The organism is Micromonospora jinlongensis (genome assembly GCF_013410645.1).
Lineage (GTDB): Bacteria > Actinomycetota > Actinomycetes > Mycobacteriales > Micromonosporaceae > Micromonospora > Micromonospora zamorensis.
The window spans coordinates 3,481,593-3,498,607 of record NZ_JACCHK010000001.1 but is presented as its reverse complement, the minus strand read 5'-3'; the positions used below and the strand labels follow the sequence as shown (position 1 = coordinate 3,498,607).

General features: G+C 69.9%; 13 protein-coding genes and 1 pseudogene. 9 read left to right on the top strand and 5 right to left on the bottom strand.

The window, feature by feature from the left end; genetic code table 11:
* Positions 1 to 407: 407 nt before the first annotated feature.
* Positions 408 to 653: pseudogene (locus tag HNR22_RS31855) on the bottom strand (hypothetical protein); the annotation flags it as partial.
* Positions 650 to 2,446 carry a PspC domain-containing protein gene (locus HNR22_RS15330; RefSeq protein WP_246380890.1) on the bottom strand — a complete coding sequence of 599 codons (1,797 nt, stop codon included), beginning with the start codon at positions 2,444 to 2,446 and terminating at the stop codon, positions 650 to 652. The gene HNR22_RS15330 and the pseudogene HNR22_RS31855, both read right to left, overlap by 4 nt.
* 181 nt (positions 2,447 to 2,627) lie before the next feature.
* Between HNR22_RS15330 and HNR22_RS15325 the strand changes: the two genes are divergently transcribed.
* From HNR22_RS15325 to HNR22_RS15295, 7 genes are all read left to right on the top strand, one after another.
* On the top strand, positions 2,628 to 3,866 hold the full coding sequence (locus HNR22_RS15325; RefSeq protein ID WP_179780956.1) for a PspC domain-containing protein: 1,239 nt from the start codon (positions 2,628 to 2,630) through the stop codon (positions 3,864 to 3,866).
* Positions 3,867 to 3,868: 2 nt separating this feature from the next.
* Entirely contained in the window at positions 3,869 to 4,555 is a 687-nt protein-coding gene (locus HNR22_RS15320) for a response regulator (protein ID WP_088950154.1), read from the top strand.
* Between the two features lie 581 nt (positions 4,556 to 5,136).
* Positions 5,137 to 6,777 carry a peptide ABC transporter substrate-binding protein gene (locus HNR22_RS15315; protein WP_179780955.1) on the top strand — a complete coding sequence of 547 codons (1,641 nt, stop codon included), beginning with the start codon at positions 5,137 to 5,139 and terminating at the stop codon, positions 6,775 to 6,777.
* A gap of 148 nt (positions 6,778 to 6,925) precedes the next feature.
* On the top strand, positions 6,926 to 7,852 hold the full coding sequence (locus HNR22_RS15310; protein WP_179780954.1) for an ABC transporter permease: 927 nt from the start codon (positions 6,926 to 6,928) through the stop codon (positions 7,850 to 7,852).
* On the top strand, positions 7,845 to 8,813 hold the full coding sequence (locus tag HNR22_RS15305) for an ABC transporter permease (protein ID WP_179780953.1): 969 nt from the start codon (positions 7,845 to 7,847) through the stop codon (positions 8,811 to 8,813). Before HNR22_RS15310 ends, HNR22_RS15305 begins: the two co-directional genes overlap by 8 nt.
* A 10-nt stretch (positions 8,814 to 8,823) precedes the next feature.
* Positions 8,824 to 9,867: an ABC transporter ATP-binding protein gene (locus HNR22_RS15300; RefSeq protein ID WP_425488057.1), complete on the top strand. Its 1,044-nt coding sequence runs from the start codon at positions 8,824 to 8,826 to the stop codon at positions 9,865 to 9,867.
* Complete coding sequence (locus HNR22_RS15295) at positions 9,860 to 10,873, top strand: dipeptide ABC transporter ATP-binding protein (protein ID WP_179780952.1); 1,014 nt, start codon at positions 9,860 to 9,862, stop codon at positions 10,871 to 10,873. The genes HNR22_RS15300 and HNR22_RS15295 overlap by 8 nt, the downstream gene beginning before the upstream one ends.
* A gap of 140 nt (positions 10,874 to 11,013) precedes the next feature.
* Here the strand turns inward: HNR22_RS15295 and HNR22_RS15290 are convergent, their stop codons facing one another.
* Positions 11,014 to 11,409, bottom strand: coding sequence for a chorismate mutase (locus HNR22_RS15290; RefSeq protein ID WP_179780951.1), 396 nt, complete (start codon positions 11,407 to 11,409; stop codon positions 11,014 to 11,016).
* Between the two features lie 326 nt (positions 11,410 to 11,735).
* Between HNR22_RS15290 and pcrA the strand changes: the two genes are divergently transcribed.
* Positions 11,736 to 14,141, top strand: a complete 2,406-nt coding sequence (gene pcrA / locus HNR22_RS15285; protein WP_179780950.1) for a DNA helicase PcrA — start codon at positions 11,736 to 11,738, stop codon at positions 14,139 to 14,141.
* A 96-nt stretch (positions 14,142 to 14,237) separates the two neighbouring features.
* On the opposite strand, the gene HNR22_RS15280 is transcribed toward pcrA, so the two are convergent.
* Together HNR22_RS15280 and HNR22_RS15275 are read right to left on the bottom strand one after the other, a co-directional pair.
* Positions 14,238 to 15,014, bottom strand: coding sequence for a peptidoglycan DD-metalloendopeptidase family protein (locus tag HNR22_RS15280; protein WP_179780949.1), 777 nt, complete (start codon positions 15,012 to 15,014; stop codon positions 14,238 to 14,240).
* A 272-nt stretch (positions 15,015 to 15,286) separates the two neighbouring features.
* Positions 15,287 to 15,997 (bottom strand): peptidoglycan DD-metalloendopeptidase family protein, encoded by a 711-nt coding sequence (locus HNR22_RS15275; RefSeq protein WP_179780948.1) that lies wholly within the window; start codon positions 15,995 to 15,997, stop codon positions 15,287 to 15,289.
* A 504-nt stretch (positions 15,998 to 16,501) separates the two neighbouring features.
* On the opposite strand from HNR22_RS15275, the gene icmB reads away from it, so the two are divergent.
* Positions 16,502 to 16,906, top strand: a complete 405-nt coding sequence (gene icmB, locus HNR22_RS15270) for a coenzyme B12-dependent isobutyryl CoA mutase small subunit (RefSeq protein WP_179780947.1) — start codon at positions 16,502 to 16,504, stop codon at positions 16,904 to 16,906.
* Positions 16,907 to 17,015 lie beyond the last annotated feature (109 nt).

Below are 17,015 nucleotides of genomic sequence, written 5' to 3'. Positions count from 1 at the left end.
CCGCCAGGCGCCCAAGGTCAGGCCTGCCCGCGCCGGCCCTTCCGCTCGTCGTCCGACTGGTCGCCGACGGCCTCGGCCGGGTGGTCGGGGCGGGTCGGCTCGTCCCCCTCCGGGGCCGGTCGGGTGTCGATCCCGAGGGTCGGCTCCTCGTTCCGGTCGTCGGGCCGGCCGGAGACCGGCGAGGTCTGCTCCTCGGATGGCGGATGGGCCAGCCAGGCGGGGTGGATCACCTCGGCGGTCGGCGCCTCCGGTGCGGGACCCGAGGGGGCAGGGTCCCACGGTGTCGGACCCGAGGGGGGAGCGTCCCAGGTGGACCGTTCGGCCTCCCAGACCGGCAGCGGGGCGCCGGAGGTCGGAACGGCGGCACCAGCGGTCGGTGCGGCCGCACCGGAGACGGGTGCGTTCGCGCCGGAGACGGGGGTGGTGGCCTCGGTGGCGGCGGCCTCGGTGGTCGCCTCCGGTTGCGGCGACCGGCCTGAGCGCAGCGCTCCGACCAGCCCGAAGACCCCGATCAGGATGAGCGCGCTGGCCAGGAACCAGCCGACCGCGGGGAGCGCGAGCCCGAGCAGTTGGGCGAGCAGCCACCAGCCGGACAGCGCCAGGAACACGAGCCCGAAGGCGAAAGACACCAGATCAGTGCGGTGAGCCTTCACCGGGTCACCTCCAGATTGCCGGCATTGACGTGGACGTAGAGGCGCAGGGTCCCGCCGCCGGGGCCGTCCGCGCCGACATCGGTGGTCTCCCGCAGGCGACCGTCCAACCCACCGGACCGGTTGCCGAAGATGTTGGCGTCGCCGGCGTTGACGTCGGCCACCGTGGTGACGTCCACGTTCGGCGGTACGACAACGGTCGCCTGGCCGAAGTTGATGGCGACGGTGACCTGGCTGTCCCGTTTCGTGAAGTCGATACCGCGCAGGTCGAGCACGGCGTCACCGAAGCTGTTCTCGTACCGGTCGGCGAGGTCGCGGTAGTCGGTGGGCGCCCAGGTCACTGCACCGTCGACTCCCCGGATCCGGTCGTAGGACTCGGCGACCGTCGCCGTGCCCAGCGCCGCCGCGGTCACCAGGCCGAGCGCGATGAGCCAGCGGGCCCGGCCGAACCAGGTGCCGACCAGCAGCCCCAGCGCGATCGTGGCCAACGCGGCCGCGAAGTACGACGAGGCGCTGATGGCGAAGACGTCCAGCAGGTCGAGCAGGGCGACCACACCGAGGACCAGGAAGATCAACGAGAAGGTCACCGCGCCGAGCGGCGAACGCTCCTTGGGGCGCTTCGGCGGCTTCGGTGGCTTGGGCGGAGGGGCCGCGGCCGGAGTCGGCGAGGCGTACGGGCCGTGCGGCGCGAACGGAGGCCGGTATCCGGACGGTGGAGGGGCGGTCGGATAGCCGGACGGGGCAGCTGGCGCGCCGGCCACGGGCGCCGACGGCCAGCCGACGCTGGGCGTGGCGGTGCTCGGCCAGCCGGTGGTTGGTGTCGGCCAGCCGGCCTGGACAGCCGTAGTGCCGGCCGGTTGCCCCGACACGGGACCAACCCCGGACACCGGCTGCGTGGGGGCGGAGAGCTGCGGACCAGCGGTCGGCTGCACGTCGTACGCCATGGTGGGTGTTCCCCCCGTCGTCGCGGTGACGTACGCGGGATCGCCGCCGGCCCCCGGTGTCGTCGTCAGCGGGCCGGTCGACGGCGCGACGCCGTACGACGGCGCTGGCCAGGCCACCGGCGGAACCGGACCGGGCGTTGGGCCGGGCGGCGCGGACGGCGCCGGCCCGCCCCGGGCGCTGGGCTGCGGGGTGCGGCTGTCCCGGTTGAGCAGCAGCGCGCCGGCGACCAGGATGGCCGCGCCGAGCAGCACCGCACGGAAGGCGTCGGTGACGATGTAGCCGAAGCTGGCCGCGACCAGGATGCCCAGGACGATCACGGTCACCGGCGACATGCTGGAACGGCCGCGCCCGAGCATCGACTCGACAGGGGACGCGGTGTCGCCCTCGTTGGGAATGATCAGCCAGGCCGCGACGTACACCAGGATGCCGATGCCCCCGAAGAACCCGAGCACCGCGAGCAGCACCCGCCACAGCACCGGATCGGTGTTGGTGGCTCGCCCGATCGCCGCGCAGACGCCGGCCAGATACCGTCCCTCGCGCGGCCGGACCAGCCCGTACCGCGAGGTGAAGCCGGTGCCGCCCAGCGGTGGTGGCGGCGCGGACGGACCGGGACCGCCACCCTGGCCGGGTGGTGTGCCCGCGGTGCCGCCGGCTCCGTAACCGGTGCCGGCCGCGAAGCTGGGGCCCGGGCCGGTGGGCGGCGCGTAGCCGCCGTACGGATCGGTAGGTGCGGCGCCGGGTTGGGGACCGGACGTGCCGGGTTCGGTCCATCCGCCGGGCGGCGTGGGCGGCGACGTGCCTCCCGGTTGTGCCGACCCGGGACGGGGTGGCGGGGCAGCTTCCTCGGTCATGCTTCGATCCTGCTGCGCGGCGCACCCGAACGACCTCAGGACCCGACCCTGACCCCACCCTGAGATCCGGCGGCCGGAATGTCGGGGGCGTCCCCGTGGTCGTGGCCGCCGCAGCGTGTGACGATCGAATCACCGACCTCGACCATCCCGCCACCGTGACAGGGAGCCTCCGATCAGCACCGTGACTTCGCCTCCGCGCCTCTACCGCGCACCCGAGCACCGGATGGCCGCCGGCGTCGCCGCCGGTATCGCCGACCATCTCGGCATCTCGGTGCTGCGGGTGCGCGTCGCGTTCATGGTGCTGCTCGGGTTGAGTGGGCTCGGCCTGCTGCTCTACGCGGCCTTCTGGGCCGTGGTGCCGCTGCGGCCCGGTGACACCGCGGTGCCGCCCCGGCGCGACGTAGCCCAGCTCCTGCCGTTCGTGGGGATCGGCCTCGGCGTCCTGTTGATCCAGGTGATGGTCTTCGACTCGGTCGGCGCGGCGGGCACCGCCGGCTGGCTGGTGGCCATCATCGCGGTCGGCGCCGGGGTCATCTGGCACCAGTCGGCGCCCGAACGGCGGCGGCAGTGGGTCGACACGATGCCGGTGCCGTGGCTCGGCGCGGTCGTCGAGGAGAGTGACCGGCGGGCCTTCGTGCTCCGGTTCATCGGCGGGGGCGTGCTGGTCGCGGTCGGCATCATCGGCGTCGCGGCGGTCTACTCGCCGGCGCAGAACTTCGACGCGGTGATCAATGGCGTGATCTTCGCGCTGGTCGGGCTGGCCGGGGTCGGCGTGGTCGCCGCGCCGGTGCTCTGGCGGACGTACAGCCAGCTCCGCTCGGAGCGTGAGGGGCGCATCCGCGAGCAGGAGCGGGCCGAGTTGGCCGCGATGGTGCACGACCAGGTGCTGCACACGTTGGCGCTGATCCAGCGCAACGCCGGTGACGTCAAGACGGTGCAACGGCTGGCCCGAGGGCAGGAGCGTTCCCTGCGCAACTGGCTCTACAAGCCCACCGCGTCGCCCAGCGAGCGGTTCGCCGCCGCTCTGGAGCAGGCCGCCGCCGAGGTCGAGGACACCTTCGCGATCACCGTGGAGACCGTGGTGGTGGGGGACCGGGAGACCGACGAGAAGGTCGGCGCGCTGGTCGCGGCCGCGCGGGAGGCGCTGGTGAACGCCGCCCGGCACGCTGGCGTGCAGACCGTGTCGCTCTACGCCGAGGTGGAGCCGGATCAGGTCAGCGTCTTCGTCCGGGACCGGGGCAAGGGCTTCGACCCGGATACCGTGGAGGACCACCGGCACGGCGTACGCGGCTCGATCATCGGGCGGATGAAGCGGCACGGCGGACGGGCCGAAATCCGGTCCGGCCCGGGGGAGGGGACCGAGGTTCGGTTGATCCTGCCGATCTCCCGGGACTCGTCCGCAGCGGAGAGGAACAGATGACCATGGCCGAGCAGTCGACCGAGCACCTCGACCCGGCGGAGGCCCGCCCCGAGCGGCTGCGGGTGTTCCTGGTGGACGACCACGCCATGTTCCGGGCCGGGGTGCGCGCGGAGCTGGGCGCCCACGTCGAGGTGGTGGGCGAGGCGAGCACGGTGGCCGAGGCGGTCACGCGGATCGCCGCCGTCGGACCGGACGTGGTGCTGCTCGACGTGCACATGCCCGACGGCGGCGGACGCGCGGTGCTGGAGGCGATGCGCCGCACCCACCCGCAGGTCAAGTTCCTCGCGTTGAGTGTCTCCGACGCGGCGGAGGACGTGATCGGGCTGATCCGCGCCGGGGCCCGGGGGTATGTCACCAAGACCATCTCCCCGGACGAACTGGCTGCGGCGATCCGCCGGGTGGCGGACGGGGATGCGGTGTTCAGCCCGCGGCTGGCCGGCTTCGTGCTGGATGCCTTCGCGGCCCGACCGGACGCACCGGTGGCCGACCCCGAGCTGGACCAGCTCACCAACCGTGAGCGGGAGGTGCTGCGGCTGCTGGCCCGGGGGTACGCGTACAAGGAGATCGCGAAGGAGCTGTTCATCTCCATCAAGACGGTGGAGACGCACGTGTCGAACGTGCTGCGCAAGCTCCAGATGTCCAACCGCTACGAGCTCTCCCGTTGGGCGGCGGACCGCCGGCTCGTGTGACAGCACGTCACCGGGCCGGAGGATCAGACAGACGATCTTTGCGCCCTCGTCCACCCAGCCGGCTGAGCGTGCCCGTGCAGCCGTAGTCGACCTCATCCGGACGGGTCGAAAAACGGATGGTGACGTACGTCCCATCGGGCAGAGGTGAGGCCCCGCGCGTACGCAGGGACCGAAGGCAGGTTTGCGGGTGACGCAACGTATTTCCTGGTCAGTGCTGCCCGGACCGACCGTTTTATGATCATTTTTCAAGTATCGGCAACGTGGCGGGCAACTAACGGCTTGATAACGGCACCTTCACGGAAGAGGCCAGTTGGTGTCACAGTGGCAGCACCTCACCATCGGTGTGTGGCACTCCGTACGGCCAACGACCACGTCCTCGCCGCTCGCGGCGATTCGTGGCTGTGCCTCCTGCGTCGTGTCGCGCCTCGTTGGCGGGGGAGCCCGGCGGATCGGAACATCAGGGTGTCCCCAACTTCCCTGTGGTCCCGGCGACCCGCGCCCCGGGGTGGTCGGGCGGTGTCACCCCCAAACGTGCGTGAAACCCACGACGGAACCTGGTTAGAAAGAGGAGGCCCCTCGGAATGAGAGTCTCGAAGCGGGCGACGAGCGCAATCGCGCTCAGCGCGGCTGCCGCGCTTGTCGCGAGCGGTTGCTCGAGCGGTGACAGCAACGACGACGCTGCCGCCAGCAAGGACGGCGCGATTTCCGTCCACGGCGTCCAGCCGGAGAACCCGCTGGTCCCGTCGAACACCACGGAGACTGGCGGCGGCAAGGTGATCGACTGGCTGTTCACCGGCCTGGTCGAGTACCCGAACGACGGTGGGGCCCCGCGCAACGCGCTGGCCGAGTCCATCAACACCACGGACTCCAAGGTCTTCACGATCAAGATCAAGAAGGGCACGAAGTTCCACGACGGCACCGAGGTGAAGTCGAAGAACTTCGTCGACGCCTGGAACTGGGCCGCCTACTCGCCGAACGGCGCGCAGAACGGCACCTTCTTCTCCGACATCCAGGGCTTCGAGGACACCTACACCACGGACCCGGACGGCGCGGACGGCCCGCAGAAGGCCCCGCCGCCGAAGGCCGACAAGATGTCCGGCCTGAAGGTCGTCGACGAGCAGACCTTCGAGGTCACCCTGGCGGCGCCGACCGCGGTCTTCCCGACCAAGCTCGGCTACAGCGCCTTCATGCCGCTGCCGGACGTCTTCTTCACCCAGAAGCCGGAAGAGTTCGGCAAGAAGCCGGTCGGCAACGGCCCGGTCAAGTTCGTGTCGTGGGAGGACAACGTCCTCATCAAGCTGACGCGCTTCGACGACTACAACCTTCGCGACAAGATGAAGGTCAAGGACGTCGACGTCAAGCTGTACCAGGACGAGACGGCCGCCTACGCCGACCTGCTGGCGAACAACCTCGACTTCATGGAGGTTGTCCCCACCTCGGCGCTCGCCGGTGACAAGTGGAAGACCGACCTCGGTGACCGGGGCCTGTCGACCGTCACGCCGTCGACCGCGCTGATCGCGTTCCCGACCTACGACAAGCGCTTCCAGAACCCGAAGCTGCGTCGTGCCGTGTCGCTGTCGATCAACCGGCAGGAGATCTCGGACAAGATCTTCTTCGGTACCCGCAAGCCGGCCGACAGCTGGGCGAACCCGCTGACCCCGGGCGCCAAGCCGGGCAACTGCACCGCCTGCAAGTTCGACCCGGCCACGGCCAAGACGCTGCTGACCGAGGCCGGCGGCTTCACCGGTGAGATGGTCTTCTACTACAACTCGGACTCCAGCCACAAGGACTGGATGGACGCCGTTGCGCAGCAGGTCAAGACCAACCTGGGCATCAACGCTCGGGCCGAGGGCGTGCCGACCTTCGCGGTCTTCCGCCAGAACATCAACGCCCACAAGATGACCGGCCCGTACCGCGCTGCCTGGCAGCAGGACTACCCGGACGTCGAGAACTGGGTCAACCCGCTGTACGTCACCGGTGGCTCCTCGAACGACGGTCTGTACAGCAGCAAGGAGGTCGACGCCCTGGCGAAGCAGGCCAGCGCCGCGCCGAGCCTGGAGGCCTCGCACGAGGCGTTCTCCAAGGCCGTCGAGCTGGTCGACCAGGACGTCCCGAGCATCCCGATCTACTTCTACGGTCAGCAGTCCGGCCACTCGGAGAAGATCAAGAAGCTCGAGCTGAACAACGTCGGCGAACTCGACATCACCTCGGTCGAGCTCTGATCCGAACGGTCTGACCCCGGGTCGGGCTCGCCACATCCGGTGAGCCCGACCCGGGGCCGTTCCGCGACTGGGTGTTACAACACTCCACTCGCACGTTGTCACCACCGTGTCGGCCGTCCGACGCGCCCCCTGTCTGGAGGACCACCCCATGGGCCGTTATCTGTTGAGACGGCTGCTCCAACTCGTGCCGGTCTTCATCGGTACGACGTTCCTGATCTACGCCCTCGTCTGGGCCGTCCCGGGCGATCCGTTCGCCGGCAAGTGCGGCGAGCGACGCTGCCCGGACCAGTACATCGCCTTCATGACCGAGAAGTACCACCTCGACCAGAACGTCTTCGTGCAGTACGCCAACTACATGAAGAACCTGCTCCAGGGTGACTTCGGTCAGACGTTCTCGCAGCGCGAGATCGGCGACATCATCGCCACGGCGTACCCGAACACGCTGAAGCTGGCCCTGGTGGCACTCGCCATCGAGGCCGTGATCGGCCTCGGCGCCGGCGTGCTGACCGGTCTGCGCCGCAACGGCTTCCTGGACAACCTGGTCCTGGTCTCCACGCTCTTCCTGATCGCGCTGCCGGTCTTCGTCGTCGGCTTCGTGCTCCAGTGGCTCCTGGGCGTGCAGTGGGGCATCGTCAAGCCGACCGTCTCCTCAGAGATGCGGTGGTCCGAGCTGATCGTGCCGGGCTTCGTACTGGGCAGTGCGTCAGTGGCCTACATCGCCCGGGTTGCACGTACGAGCATCGCGGAGAACCGCCGCGCCGACTACGTGCGCACCGCGATCGCCAAGGGTCTGCCGATGCGCCGGGTGGTGGGCGTGCACCTGCTGCGTAACTCGCTCATCCCGGTGGTCACCCTGCTCGGCACCGACCTCGGTGCCCTGATGGGCGGTGCGATCGTCACCGAGGGGATCTTCGGCATCAACGGGATCGGCCGTGCGGTCTACCGCGCGATCGTGACCAAGGAGAGCGCCACCGTGGTGGGCATTGTGGTCGTCCTGGTGCTGGTCTATCTCTTGATGAACCTGCTGGTTGACCTGCTCTACGCCGCCCTGGACCCGAGGATCCGTTATGAGTGACCCGAGTACCGCATCCATCGTCAGTACCCCTGGCGCGCACCCGACCGACTCCGCCGCCCCTGCCACCGCAGGTCAGCCGCAGAGCAACGAAAAGCCCCGTGGCCTGCTCGGTGACGCCTGGCGGGACCTTCGCCGCAAGCCGTTGTTCTGGATTTCGGCCACGCTGATCGTGATCTTCCTGCTGATGGCGCTCTTCCCGGCGCTGTTCGCCCCGGGTGATGCGGTCAACGGATCGCTGTCCCGCAGCCTCGACAAGGCGTCCGGTGACGCCTGGTTCGGCTACGACCTGCAGGGCCGTGACGTCTACGCCCGGGTCATCTACGGCGCGAGTGCCTCTATTCAGGTCGCCGTGCTTGCTGTGATCGGCACGTTGCTGGTGGGCGGCACGATGGGCATCATCGCCGGCTATAACGGTGGCTGGGTGGACGGGCTCCTGAGCAGGATCGCCGACGTCTTCTTCGGCCTTCCCTTCGTGCTCGGCGCGATCGTCATCCTGACCACGTTCAACGGCTCGGGAACCAGCAACAGCAAGTTCGAGATCACGGGCTTGGTAACGATCTCGCTGATCGTGCTGAGCTGGCCGGTCGTGATGCGCCTCATGCGTTCCTCGGTGCTCGCCACCAAGGAAGCCGACTACATCGTCGCGGCCCGCGCCCTGGGCGCCGGCACCGGCCGGATCATCCTCAAGCACCTGCTGCCGAACTGCCTGGCCCCGCTGCTGGTCTACGGCACGATCATGGTCGGCTCGTTCATCGGCGCCGAGGCCACCCTGTCGTTCCTGGGCGTCGGTCTGAAGTCGCCGGTGGTGTCCTGGGGCATCATGATCAGCGACGGTAAGGATTTCCTCCGAGTCGCGCCAGGGCTGGTCTTCTTCCCCGCCGCGTTCCTCGTCACCGCAGTGCTGAGCTTCGTGATGCTCGGTGAGGCGGTCCGCGAGGCCCTCGATCCGAAACTCCGCTAGGGGATATCCAGTGTCCGACATTCTCGTGTCCGAGCAGTCCGCGCCGGGACCCGGCGGGTCCGGACGTCCCTCCGGCCGGCTGCTCGAGGTCGACGACCTGCGGGTGGAGTTCCGCACCCGGGACGGCGTCGCAAAGGTCATCAACGGGGTCACGTACCACGTCGACGCGGGGGAGACCCTCGCCGTGCTCGGCGAGTCCGGCTCCGGTAAGAGCGTCACGGCGCAGACCATCATGGGCATCCTCGACACGCCGCCCGGCTTCGTCACCGGTGGCCAGGTCCGCTTCCACGGCAAGGACATGCTCCGCATGTCCGACGAGGAGCGCCGCCGCATCCGCGGCGAGGGCATCGCGATGATCTTCCAGGACGCGCTCTCCGCGCTGAACCCCGTCTTCACCGTCGGGTTCCAGATCGCCGAGCAGTTCCGGGTCCGGCGGGGCATGGGTCGCGCGGAGGCCAAGAAGCGCGCGATCGACATGCTCGACCAGGTCAAGATCCCGAACGCCAAGGGCCGGTTCAACAACTACCCGCACCAGTTCTCCGGCGGTATGCGGCAGCGCGCGATGATCGCGATGTCGTTGGCGCTCGACCCGGAGGTGCTGATCGCGGACGAGCCGACCACCGCCCTGGACGTGACCGTGCAGGCCCAGATCATGGACCTGCTCGCCGAGCTTCAGCGTGAGCGGCAGATGGGCATGATCCTGATCACCCACGACCTCGGCGTGGTCGCCGACGTCGCGGACCGGATCGCGGTCATGTACGCGGGCCGGATCGTCGAGGAAGCCAACGTGTACGACCTGTACGCCAAGCCGGCGCACCCGTACACCATCGGTCTGATCGAATCGATCCCGCGCCTGGACGAGAAGGGGCAGCAGCTCCGGACCATCAAGGGCCTCCCGCCGAACCTGATGAACATCCCGCCGGGCTGCCCGTTCAACCCGCGCTGCCCGATGGCTCAGCCGGTGTGCCGGGAGAAGGTCCCGCCGCTGCTGCAGGTCGGCCCCTCCCGGGCCAGCGCCTGCCACTTCGCCGAGGAGCTGGTGAACCGTGTCTGAGAACATCCTCGAGGTCAACGACCTGGTCAAGCACTACCCCGTCACGCAGGGTGTGGTGTTCAAGAAGACCGTCGGCCAGGTCAAGGCGGTCGACGGGGTCTCGTTCGGTCTGCGCGCCGGTGAGACGCTCGGTGTGGTGGGCGAGTCCGGCTGCGGCAAGTCGACCCTCGCCCGGGTGCTGATGAACCTGGAGAAGCCGACCGCCGGCAGTGTGCTCTACAAGGGCCAGGACATCTCCAAGCTGTCCGGCGGGGCGCTGCGACGCCTCCGCCGGCAGATCCAGCTGGTCATGCAGGACCCGTACACCTCGCTGAACCCGCGGATGACCGTCGGCGACCTGCTCGGTGAGCCGTTCGAGATCCACCCGGAGGTGGCACCGAAGGGCAGCCGCCGGGCCAAGGTCCGCGAACTGCTCGACCTGGTGGGACTCAACCCGGAGCACATCAACCGGTACCCGCACCAGTTCTCCGGCGGTCAGCGTCAGCGCATCGGCATCGCCCGGGCGCTCGCGCTGCGGCCCGAGATCATCGTCTGCGACGAGCCGGTGTCGGCGCTGGACGTCTCCATCCAGGCTCAGGTGATGAACCTGCTGGAGCAGCTCCAGGGCGAGTTCGGGCTGTCGTACGTCTTCATCGCGCACGACCTGTCGGTGGTTCGCCACCTCTCGGACCGGGTCGCGGTGATGTACCTCGGCAAGATCGTCGAGATCGGCACCGAGGACGAGATCTACGAGCGGCCGACGCACCCGTACACCCAGGCACTGCTCTCCGCGGTGCCGGTGCCGGACCCGACGCAGCGGAACAACAAGACGATCATCCGGCTCACGGGTGACGTGCCGTCGCCGATCAGCCCGCCCTCGGGCTGCCGGTTCCGGACCCGCTGCTGGAAGGCGCAGGACGTCTGCGCCGAGCAGGTCCCGCTGCTGGAGATCCGACAGGGCTCGGACCACCCGAGCGCCTGCCACTTCGCGGAGCGGCGCCAGGTCGTCGCCACCCACGAGGCGTGAGTCACCGGAACCGCCTGCCGACGTCACCACGACGACGGCAGGCGGTTCCGTCTGTCCGTGGCCCGGGGCCGGCGCCGCGTGGTGCAGCGGCGGTCACGGGGGGCCGACGGGCCGGGTGAGTCACAGTGGGCCGGTGCGGCTCACAGCGGGCCGCGGCCCGCGCGGAGCAGCAGTAGGGCCAACTGGGTGCCGTCGGCGCCGAGCGCGACCCGGAAGCGCTCCAGGATCTCGCGTTCGCGGGAGAGCACCAGGCGCGTCCCGCCGGACGCCATCCGGGTCACCCCGACCTCCTGGGACAACGCGGCCCGCTCCTGCCAGAGGGTGATCAGGGCGTGGTCGATCTCATCGATCCGTTCTCTGATCTGCACGATCCGCGCGGAGGCGGACGGCTCCTCGGTGCCGGTTCGTGCCTCGGCCGGCCCAGCGGCCTCGGCCGTCGGCGACAGGGGTACCGCCGGCTCGCTCCCGTTGACCGCTGGCTGCTCGGCCTTCGGTCGGGTCGGGCCGCCGCTCTGCTCCATCACGTCTGTCATCATCGGGTACCTCTCGCACGGTGGTGCCCGGTGCCCGGAACCCGGGACGGAAAAAGCCCCGGACTCCAGGAGCCCGGGGCTTTCGTAGGTCTGAATCGATCAGGCGCGACCTACGGCAGCCGGACTCCCGGTGCCGTAGTAAAAGTAGTAGCGCGCAGCGATCACGCCGTCGAGTATGCCCACGTCGACGCCGGGTGCGCAAGCATTCCGCGGTGAGACACCGATCTTTCCCCGCCAGGGTCGCCGTGCGGTGGCAGCACGCGGTCGGGCACGGGCTGCTGAGCGCCAGAGGCGGCAGTGTCCGACTGGCGGCATAGACTTGTCGGGCGATGCATCCTCTCTTCGACATTCCCGCGTCCCCGCCTGCGCCGGAGTCCGCGCCGGCCCGCCCGGACCGGCCCCGGCCCGCCGCCGTCCGCCTCGATCCGCAGCAGTTGCTCGCCGGGCTCAACGGGCCGCAGCGCGACGCGGTCAGCCACGCCGGCTCGCCGCTGCTGATCGTGGCCGGCGCCGGGTCCGGCAAGACCCGGGTGCTCACGCACCGGATCGCCTACCTGCTCGCCGCACGGGACGTCCATCCCGGCGAGATCATCGCGATCACCTTCACCAACAAGGCGGCCGGCGAGATGAAGGAGCGCGTCGCCGCGCTCGTCGGTCCGCGGGCGCGCCTGATGTGGGTGTCGACGTTCCACTCCGCGTGTGTCCGGATCCTGCGCGCCGAGCACGAGCACGCCGGCCTCAAGTCGACCTTCTCCATCTACGACGCGGACGACTCCCGGCGACTGATGCAGTTGGTCACCCGCGAGCTGGATCTCGACCCGAAGCGCTACCCGGCGCGTGGGTTGGCCGCCCAGGTCTCCAACCTCAAGAACGAGCTGGTCGACCCGGAGCAGTTCGCCGCACGGGCCACCGGGCCCAACGAGCGGGCGCTGGCCGAGGCGTACACGCTCTACCAGCGCCGCCTGCGTGAGGCACACGCACTGGACTTCGACGACCTGATCATGACAACGGTGCACCTGCTCCAGTCGCACCCACACGTCGCGGAGAGCTACCGCCGGCGGTTCCGGCACGTGCTGGTGGACGAATACCAGGACACCAACCACGCCCAGTACACGCTGATCAAGGAGCTGGTCTCCGGCACCGAGGGGGTCGAGCCCGCCGAGCTGTGCGTCGTCGGCGACGCGGACCAGTCGATCTACGCGTTCCGCGGTGCGACGATCCGCAACATCCTGGAGTTCGAACGCGACTTCACCGACGCCCGGACGATCCTGCTGGAGCAGAACTACCGCTCCACCCAGACCATCCTCAACGCGGCCAACGCGGTGATCGACCGCAACACCTCCCGCAAACCCAAGCGGCTGTGGAGCGAGGCCGGCGCCGGCGAGCAGATCGTCGGTTACGTGGCCGACACCGAGCACGCCGAGGCCGACTGGGTGGCCCGGGAGATCGACCGGCTGGTCGACGCCGACGAGACCCGCCCCGGTGATGTCGCTGTCTTCTACCGCACCAACGCCCAGTCCCGTGTGTTCGAAGAGGTGTTCATCCGCGTCGGCCTGCCCTACAAGGTGGTCGGCGGGGTGCGCTTCTACGAGCGCAAGGAGGTCCGCGACGCACTGGCGTACCTGCGTTCGGTGGTCAACGACGACGACACGGTGAGCCTGCGGCGGGTGCTCAACACCCCCCGTCGGGGGATCGGCGACCGCGCCGAGGCGTGCGTCGAGGCGCTCTCCAGCCGGGACCGGATCTCCTTCGGCGCGGCGCTGCGGCGGGCCCGGGAGGCGCCGGGCATCTCCAGCCGGGCGGCCAACGGCATCGCCGACTTCGTGGCGCTGCTCGACGGGGCCCGGGAGCTGTCCGAGACCGGCACCCCGGAAGAGGTGTTGGAGGCGCTGCTGACCCGCTCGGGCTACCTCACCGAGCTGGAGGAGAGCCTGGACCCGCAGGACGCCGGTCGGGTGGACAACCTCCAGGAGCTGGTCAGTGTCGCCCGGGAGTACACCGAGCGGATCGAGGCGCTGGGCGAGGAGGGGGAGCGGGCCACCCTGGCCGGCTTCCTGGAGCAGGTGGCGCTGGTCGCGGACGCCGACCAGATCCCCTCCGACGACCCCGACCACCAGGGGGTGGTCACCCTGATGACGCTGCACACCGCCAAGGGGCTGGAATTCCCGGTGGTCTTCCTGACCGGGCTGGAGGACGGCGTCTTCCCGCACCTGCGCTCGCTGGGCGACACCCGCGAGCTGGAGGAGGAGCGCCGGCTGGCGTACGTCGGCATCACCCGCGCCCGACAGCGGCTCTACCTCTCCCGGGCGGTGACCCGCTCGGCCTGGGGGCAGCCGTCCTACAACCCGCCGTCGCGGTTCCTGGAGGAGCTGCCGACCGAGCTGGTGCACTGGGAGCGCACCGAAGGGTCGTACACCTCGTGGGCTGGCGGGGGCGGCGGCGTCGGAGGCCGCGCGGACCGCGCGCCCGGCGCGCGTGGCAACTTCACCGGGGGTACGCCGAAGGCGGCCCAGTTGGCGCAGCGGCTCGGCGTGGACGCCAGTCGGCTGACCACGGCCAGCGAGTTGCCGCAGGGGCCGAAGGTGGCGGCCGGGGACCGGGTCAACCATCAGCGGTACGGGCTGGGGCGGGTGCTCGCCGTCGAGGGGCACGGCCCGGGCGCCCGCGCGCAGATCGACTTCGGTGACCAGACCATGTGGCTGGTGCTCCGGCACGCCCCGGTCGACAAGCTCTGACCCGTCGCGCCCGCACCATTGCACTGAAGCAGGGATGGAGGGCCCTCAGGCCCCTCCATCCCTGCTGTTGCGCCCGGACCGCGCTGGGAGGTCGCCTCAGCAGCCGAGGTCGACGCCGCGCGCCCGCATGAACGGGGCCGGGTCGATCTGGTTCCACATGCCCTGGTGCACCTCGAAGTGCAGGTGCGGGCCGGTGGCGTCACCGGTCGCGCCCTCGTAGCCGATGACCTGGCCGGCCTTCACCTTCTGGCCGACGGTGACCGCAATGCGGCTCTGGTGGGCGTAGTGGGTCAGGTATCCGTTGCCGTGGTCGATGAAGACGGAGTTGCCGTACCCGTCGGAGGCGTCGCCGGCCTGGGTCACTGTGCCTGCGGCCGCGGCGCGGAGTGGCGTGCCGGAGGGTAGCGCCAGGTCGATTCCTGCGTGCAGGGTGCCCCAGCGCTGCCCGTAGCAGGAGGTGACGGCTGCGCCCGGCATCGGGTTGACCCAGGCGGGCGTGGGCTTGGTGGTCTTCTTCGGCTTCGGCTTCGGCTTGGCCTTCGCGGTGGCCGTCTTCGCGGGCGTCGGGCTGGCGCTGGCCGCGGACGGGCTCGGTGTCGGGCTCGCCGAGGGGGTGACCGGTGTGCTCGACTCGCGGGCGGAGCGGTCGGCCCGGCTGGCGGCTTCGGCCCGGCTCTGCGCGTCGAGGGAGACGGCTGCGGGTGCCGGGTGGTCGCCGCCGGTGGTGGCGACCGCGACGCCACCGAGGCCGAGGGCCACCAGGGCGGCGGCGCTGAGCACGATGAGGCGGTTCCGCCGGCCGGCGCGCTGCGGTTGCCCGGTGTGGGGGGCGTCGGGGGTGTTCTCGTTCTGGACGGGGCTGTCTTCCTGCACGGCGGACCTTCACAGTCGAGGGGCACTTGACCTCGAAATACTGGTGTCGGACCGAGCCGGGGTGGGCGCGGGGACCGGGTGACCGCGCGGCGGGCGACGTGATGGCTGCCCGGATATGACCCGCTCTACGGCGTTCTATCCGGAAAAGTGATCATGCCTCGTGGTGTCGCCGGTCACAATCGCGGCTGTGACCCGGGATACATCCGCCCGGCGTAGGCAACGAAAACCGCCCGGATCGACAGATCCGGGCGGTCAACGGTCGTTACGCAACGTCAGGAGGCGGCTACCTCGTTGTAAAATGTCTCGACTTGCAGCTTGATGTCCACTCCGCGGTCCTGGAGGAACGGCACCGGGTCGACCGGCTGGCCCTTGACATGGATCTCCAGGTGCAGGTGCGTGCCGTAGGCGTGGCCCGTCTGGCCCACCAGCCCAAGCTGGTCGCCGGCCTTGATCTGCTGGCCTTCCTTCACGCTCACCGAGGAGGAGTGGCCGTAGATGGCCTCGCTGCCGTCGGCGTGCTGAACGATCACCGCGTTGCCGTACCCGCCGAACCAGCCGGCCTTGGTGACCAGCCCGTCGTGGATCGCCACGTAGGGCGTGCCCTCGCCGGCGACCAGGTCGACGCCGGTGTGCATCTTGCCCCAGCGGAGCCCGTAGGGGGAGTTGAAGTCGTAGCCCTGCAGCGGCAGCAGCCAGACCTCGGGCTCGGCGCTGTCCTTGCTGCGGTCGTCGTCCCGCGAGGCGCGGTCGGCGTTCTCGGCACGGGCCGCCGCGTCCTGACTGGTGACCGACGCCTGCTTGAGCTCGTCGAGCACCGAGGGGCTGACGTCCTTGGCGTCCGGCAGAGCGCTCGCGCCGAGGGCGACGATGCCGGCCCCGACGAACGCCGTGGTGACGACAGCGGCGTAACGGCTGCGCGGTGGGGTGGGCACACGGCGACGACCGCGATATCGATCGGGCTCAGACGACAGGCGCTGGCGCACGCACACCCTCCGTTGTCGGGGTTCCGAAGCGGCCGGTGGGCGTTCGTGAAGCTCCAATGAACGTCCGCTGACCGCGTCGTCACCCGTCCATGGACCTGATGACAACCGTGGACACGTTAGCCAACCACCAGGCGAGTCACAAGCTAGACCGCCAAACTGGCGTGTCGATCTGTCCGTTTGCGTCCATGATTGTCACGCATCGCGACGCCAAACGGTGCCCCTGATGCTGCCCGTTCGTCGCCGAGCGTGACCGATCCGGCGGAGTCGTCCGACTTGACTCAGGGCGGTGCCGGAATGCCTCGGCCGGCCGCCCCGGATCTGGCTCGGCGGCATCCCCGGACGGCCCCCGGTCCGCTGCCCGCCACTTCGGGCCTGCCCGTACGACAATGTCGGGCAGGGACCGGCGGCGCAGCCCGGTTTCCGGCCCCGATTTCCTGGGCCGGGCCCGCCGGGTTACCGTTCGTTCAGGTGAAGGCCCGTGAAGCCGGTGAAAGGTGTGCGCTGATGAGCTCTCGTATTCGGGTCGTCGTCGCCAAGCCCGGCCTGGACGGCCACGACCGGGGCGCGAAGGTCGTCGCGCGCGCTCTGCGGGATGCCGGCATGGAGGTCGTCTACACCGGCCTGCACCAGACTCCCGAGCAGATCGTGGAGACCGCCATCCAGGAGGACGCCGACGCGGTCGGCCTGTCCGTCCTCTCCGGCGCACACATGACGCTCTTCCGGCGGGTGCTGGAACTGCTCAGTGAACGGGACGCCCGCGACATCGTCGTGTTCGGTGGCGGCATCATTCCGAACGGCGACATTCCCGAGTTGGAGGAGCTGGGCGTGGCGAAGATCTTCACGCCGGGCGCCACCACTCAGGCGATTGTCGAGTGGGTCCGGCAGAACGTGGCGCAGCCGGTTTCCTGAGGCTCGTTGCTCGGCGACCGGATTTGGGCACGGGGGAGGGGCCGGACGCACCCCTCACACGTCCGGCCCCTCTATGCACGATGCCCCGCCGCCACCCCTCGACCGACAG

Coding starts and splice junctions, on each gene's coding strand:
- icmB (WP_179780947.1), top strand. CDS start 16,502: ATGAGCTCTCGTATTCGGGTCGTCGTCGCCAAGCCCGGCCTGGACGGC.
- pcrA (WP_179780950.1), top strand. CDS start 11,736: ATGCATCCTCTCTTCGACATTCCCGCGTCCCCGCCTGCGCCGGAGTCC.
- HNR22_RS15315 (WP_179780955.1), top strand. CDS start 5,137: ATGAGAGTCTCGAAGCGGGCGACGAGCGCAATCGCGCTCAGCGCGGCT.
- HNR22_RS15310 (WP_179780954.1), top strand. CDS start 6,926: ATGGGCCGTTATCTGTTGAGACGGCTGCTCCAACTCGTGCCGGTCTTC.
- HNR22_RS15290 (WP_179780951.1), bottom strand. CDS start 11,409: ATGATGACAGACGTGATGGAGCAGAGCGGCGGCCCGACCCGACCGAAG.
- HNR22_RS15305 (WP_179780953.1), top strand. CDS start 7,845: ATGAGTGACCCGAGTACCGCATCCATCGTCAGTACCCCTGGCGCGCAC.
- HNR22_RS15330 (WP_246380890.1), bottom strand. CDS start 2,446: ATGACCGAGGAAGCTGCCCCGCCACCCCGTCCCGGGTCGGCACAACCG.
- HNR22_RS15320 (WP_088950154.1), top strand. CDS start 3,869: ATGGCCGAGCAGTCGACCGAGCACCTCGACCCGGCGGAGGCCCGCCCC.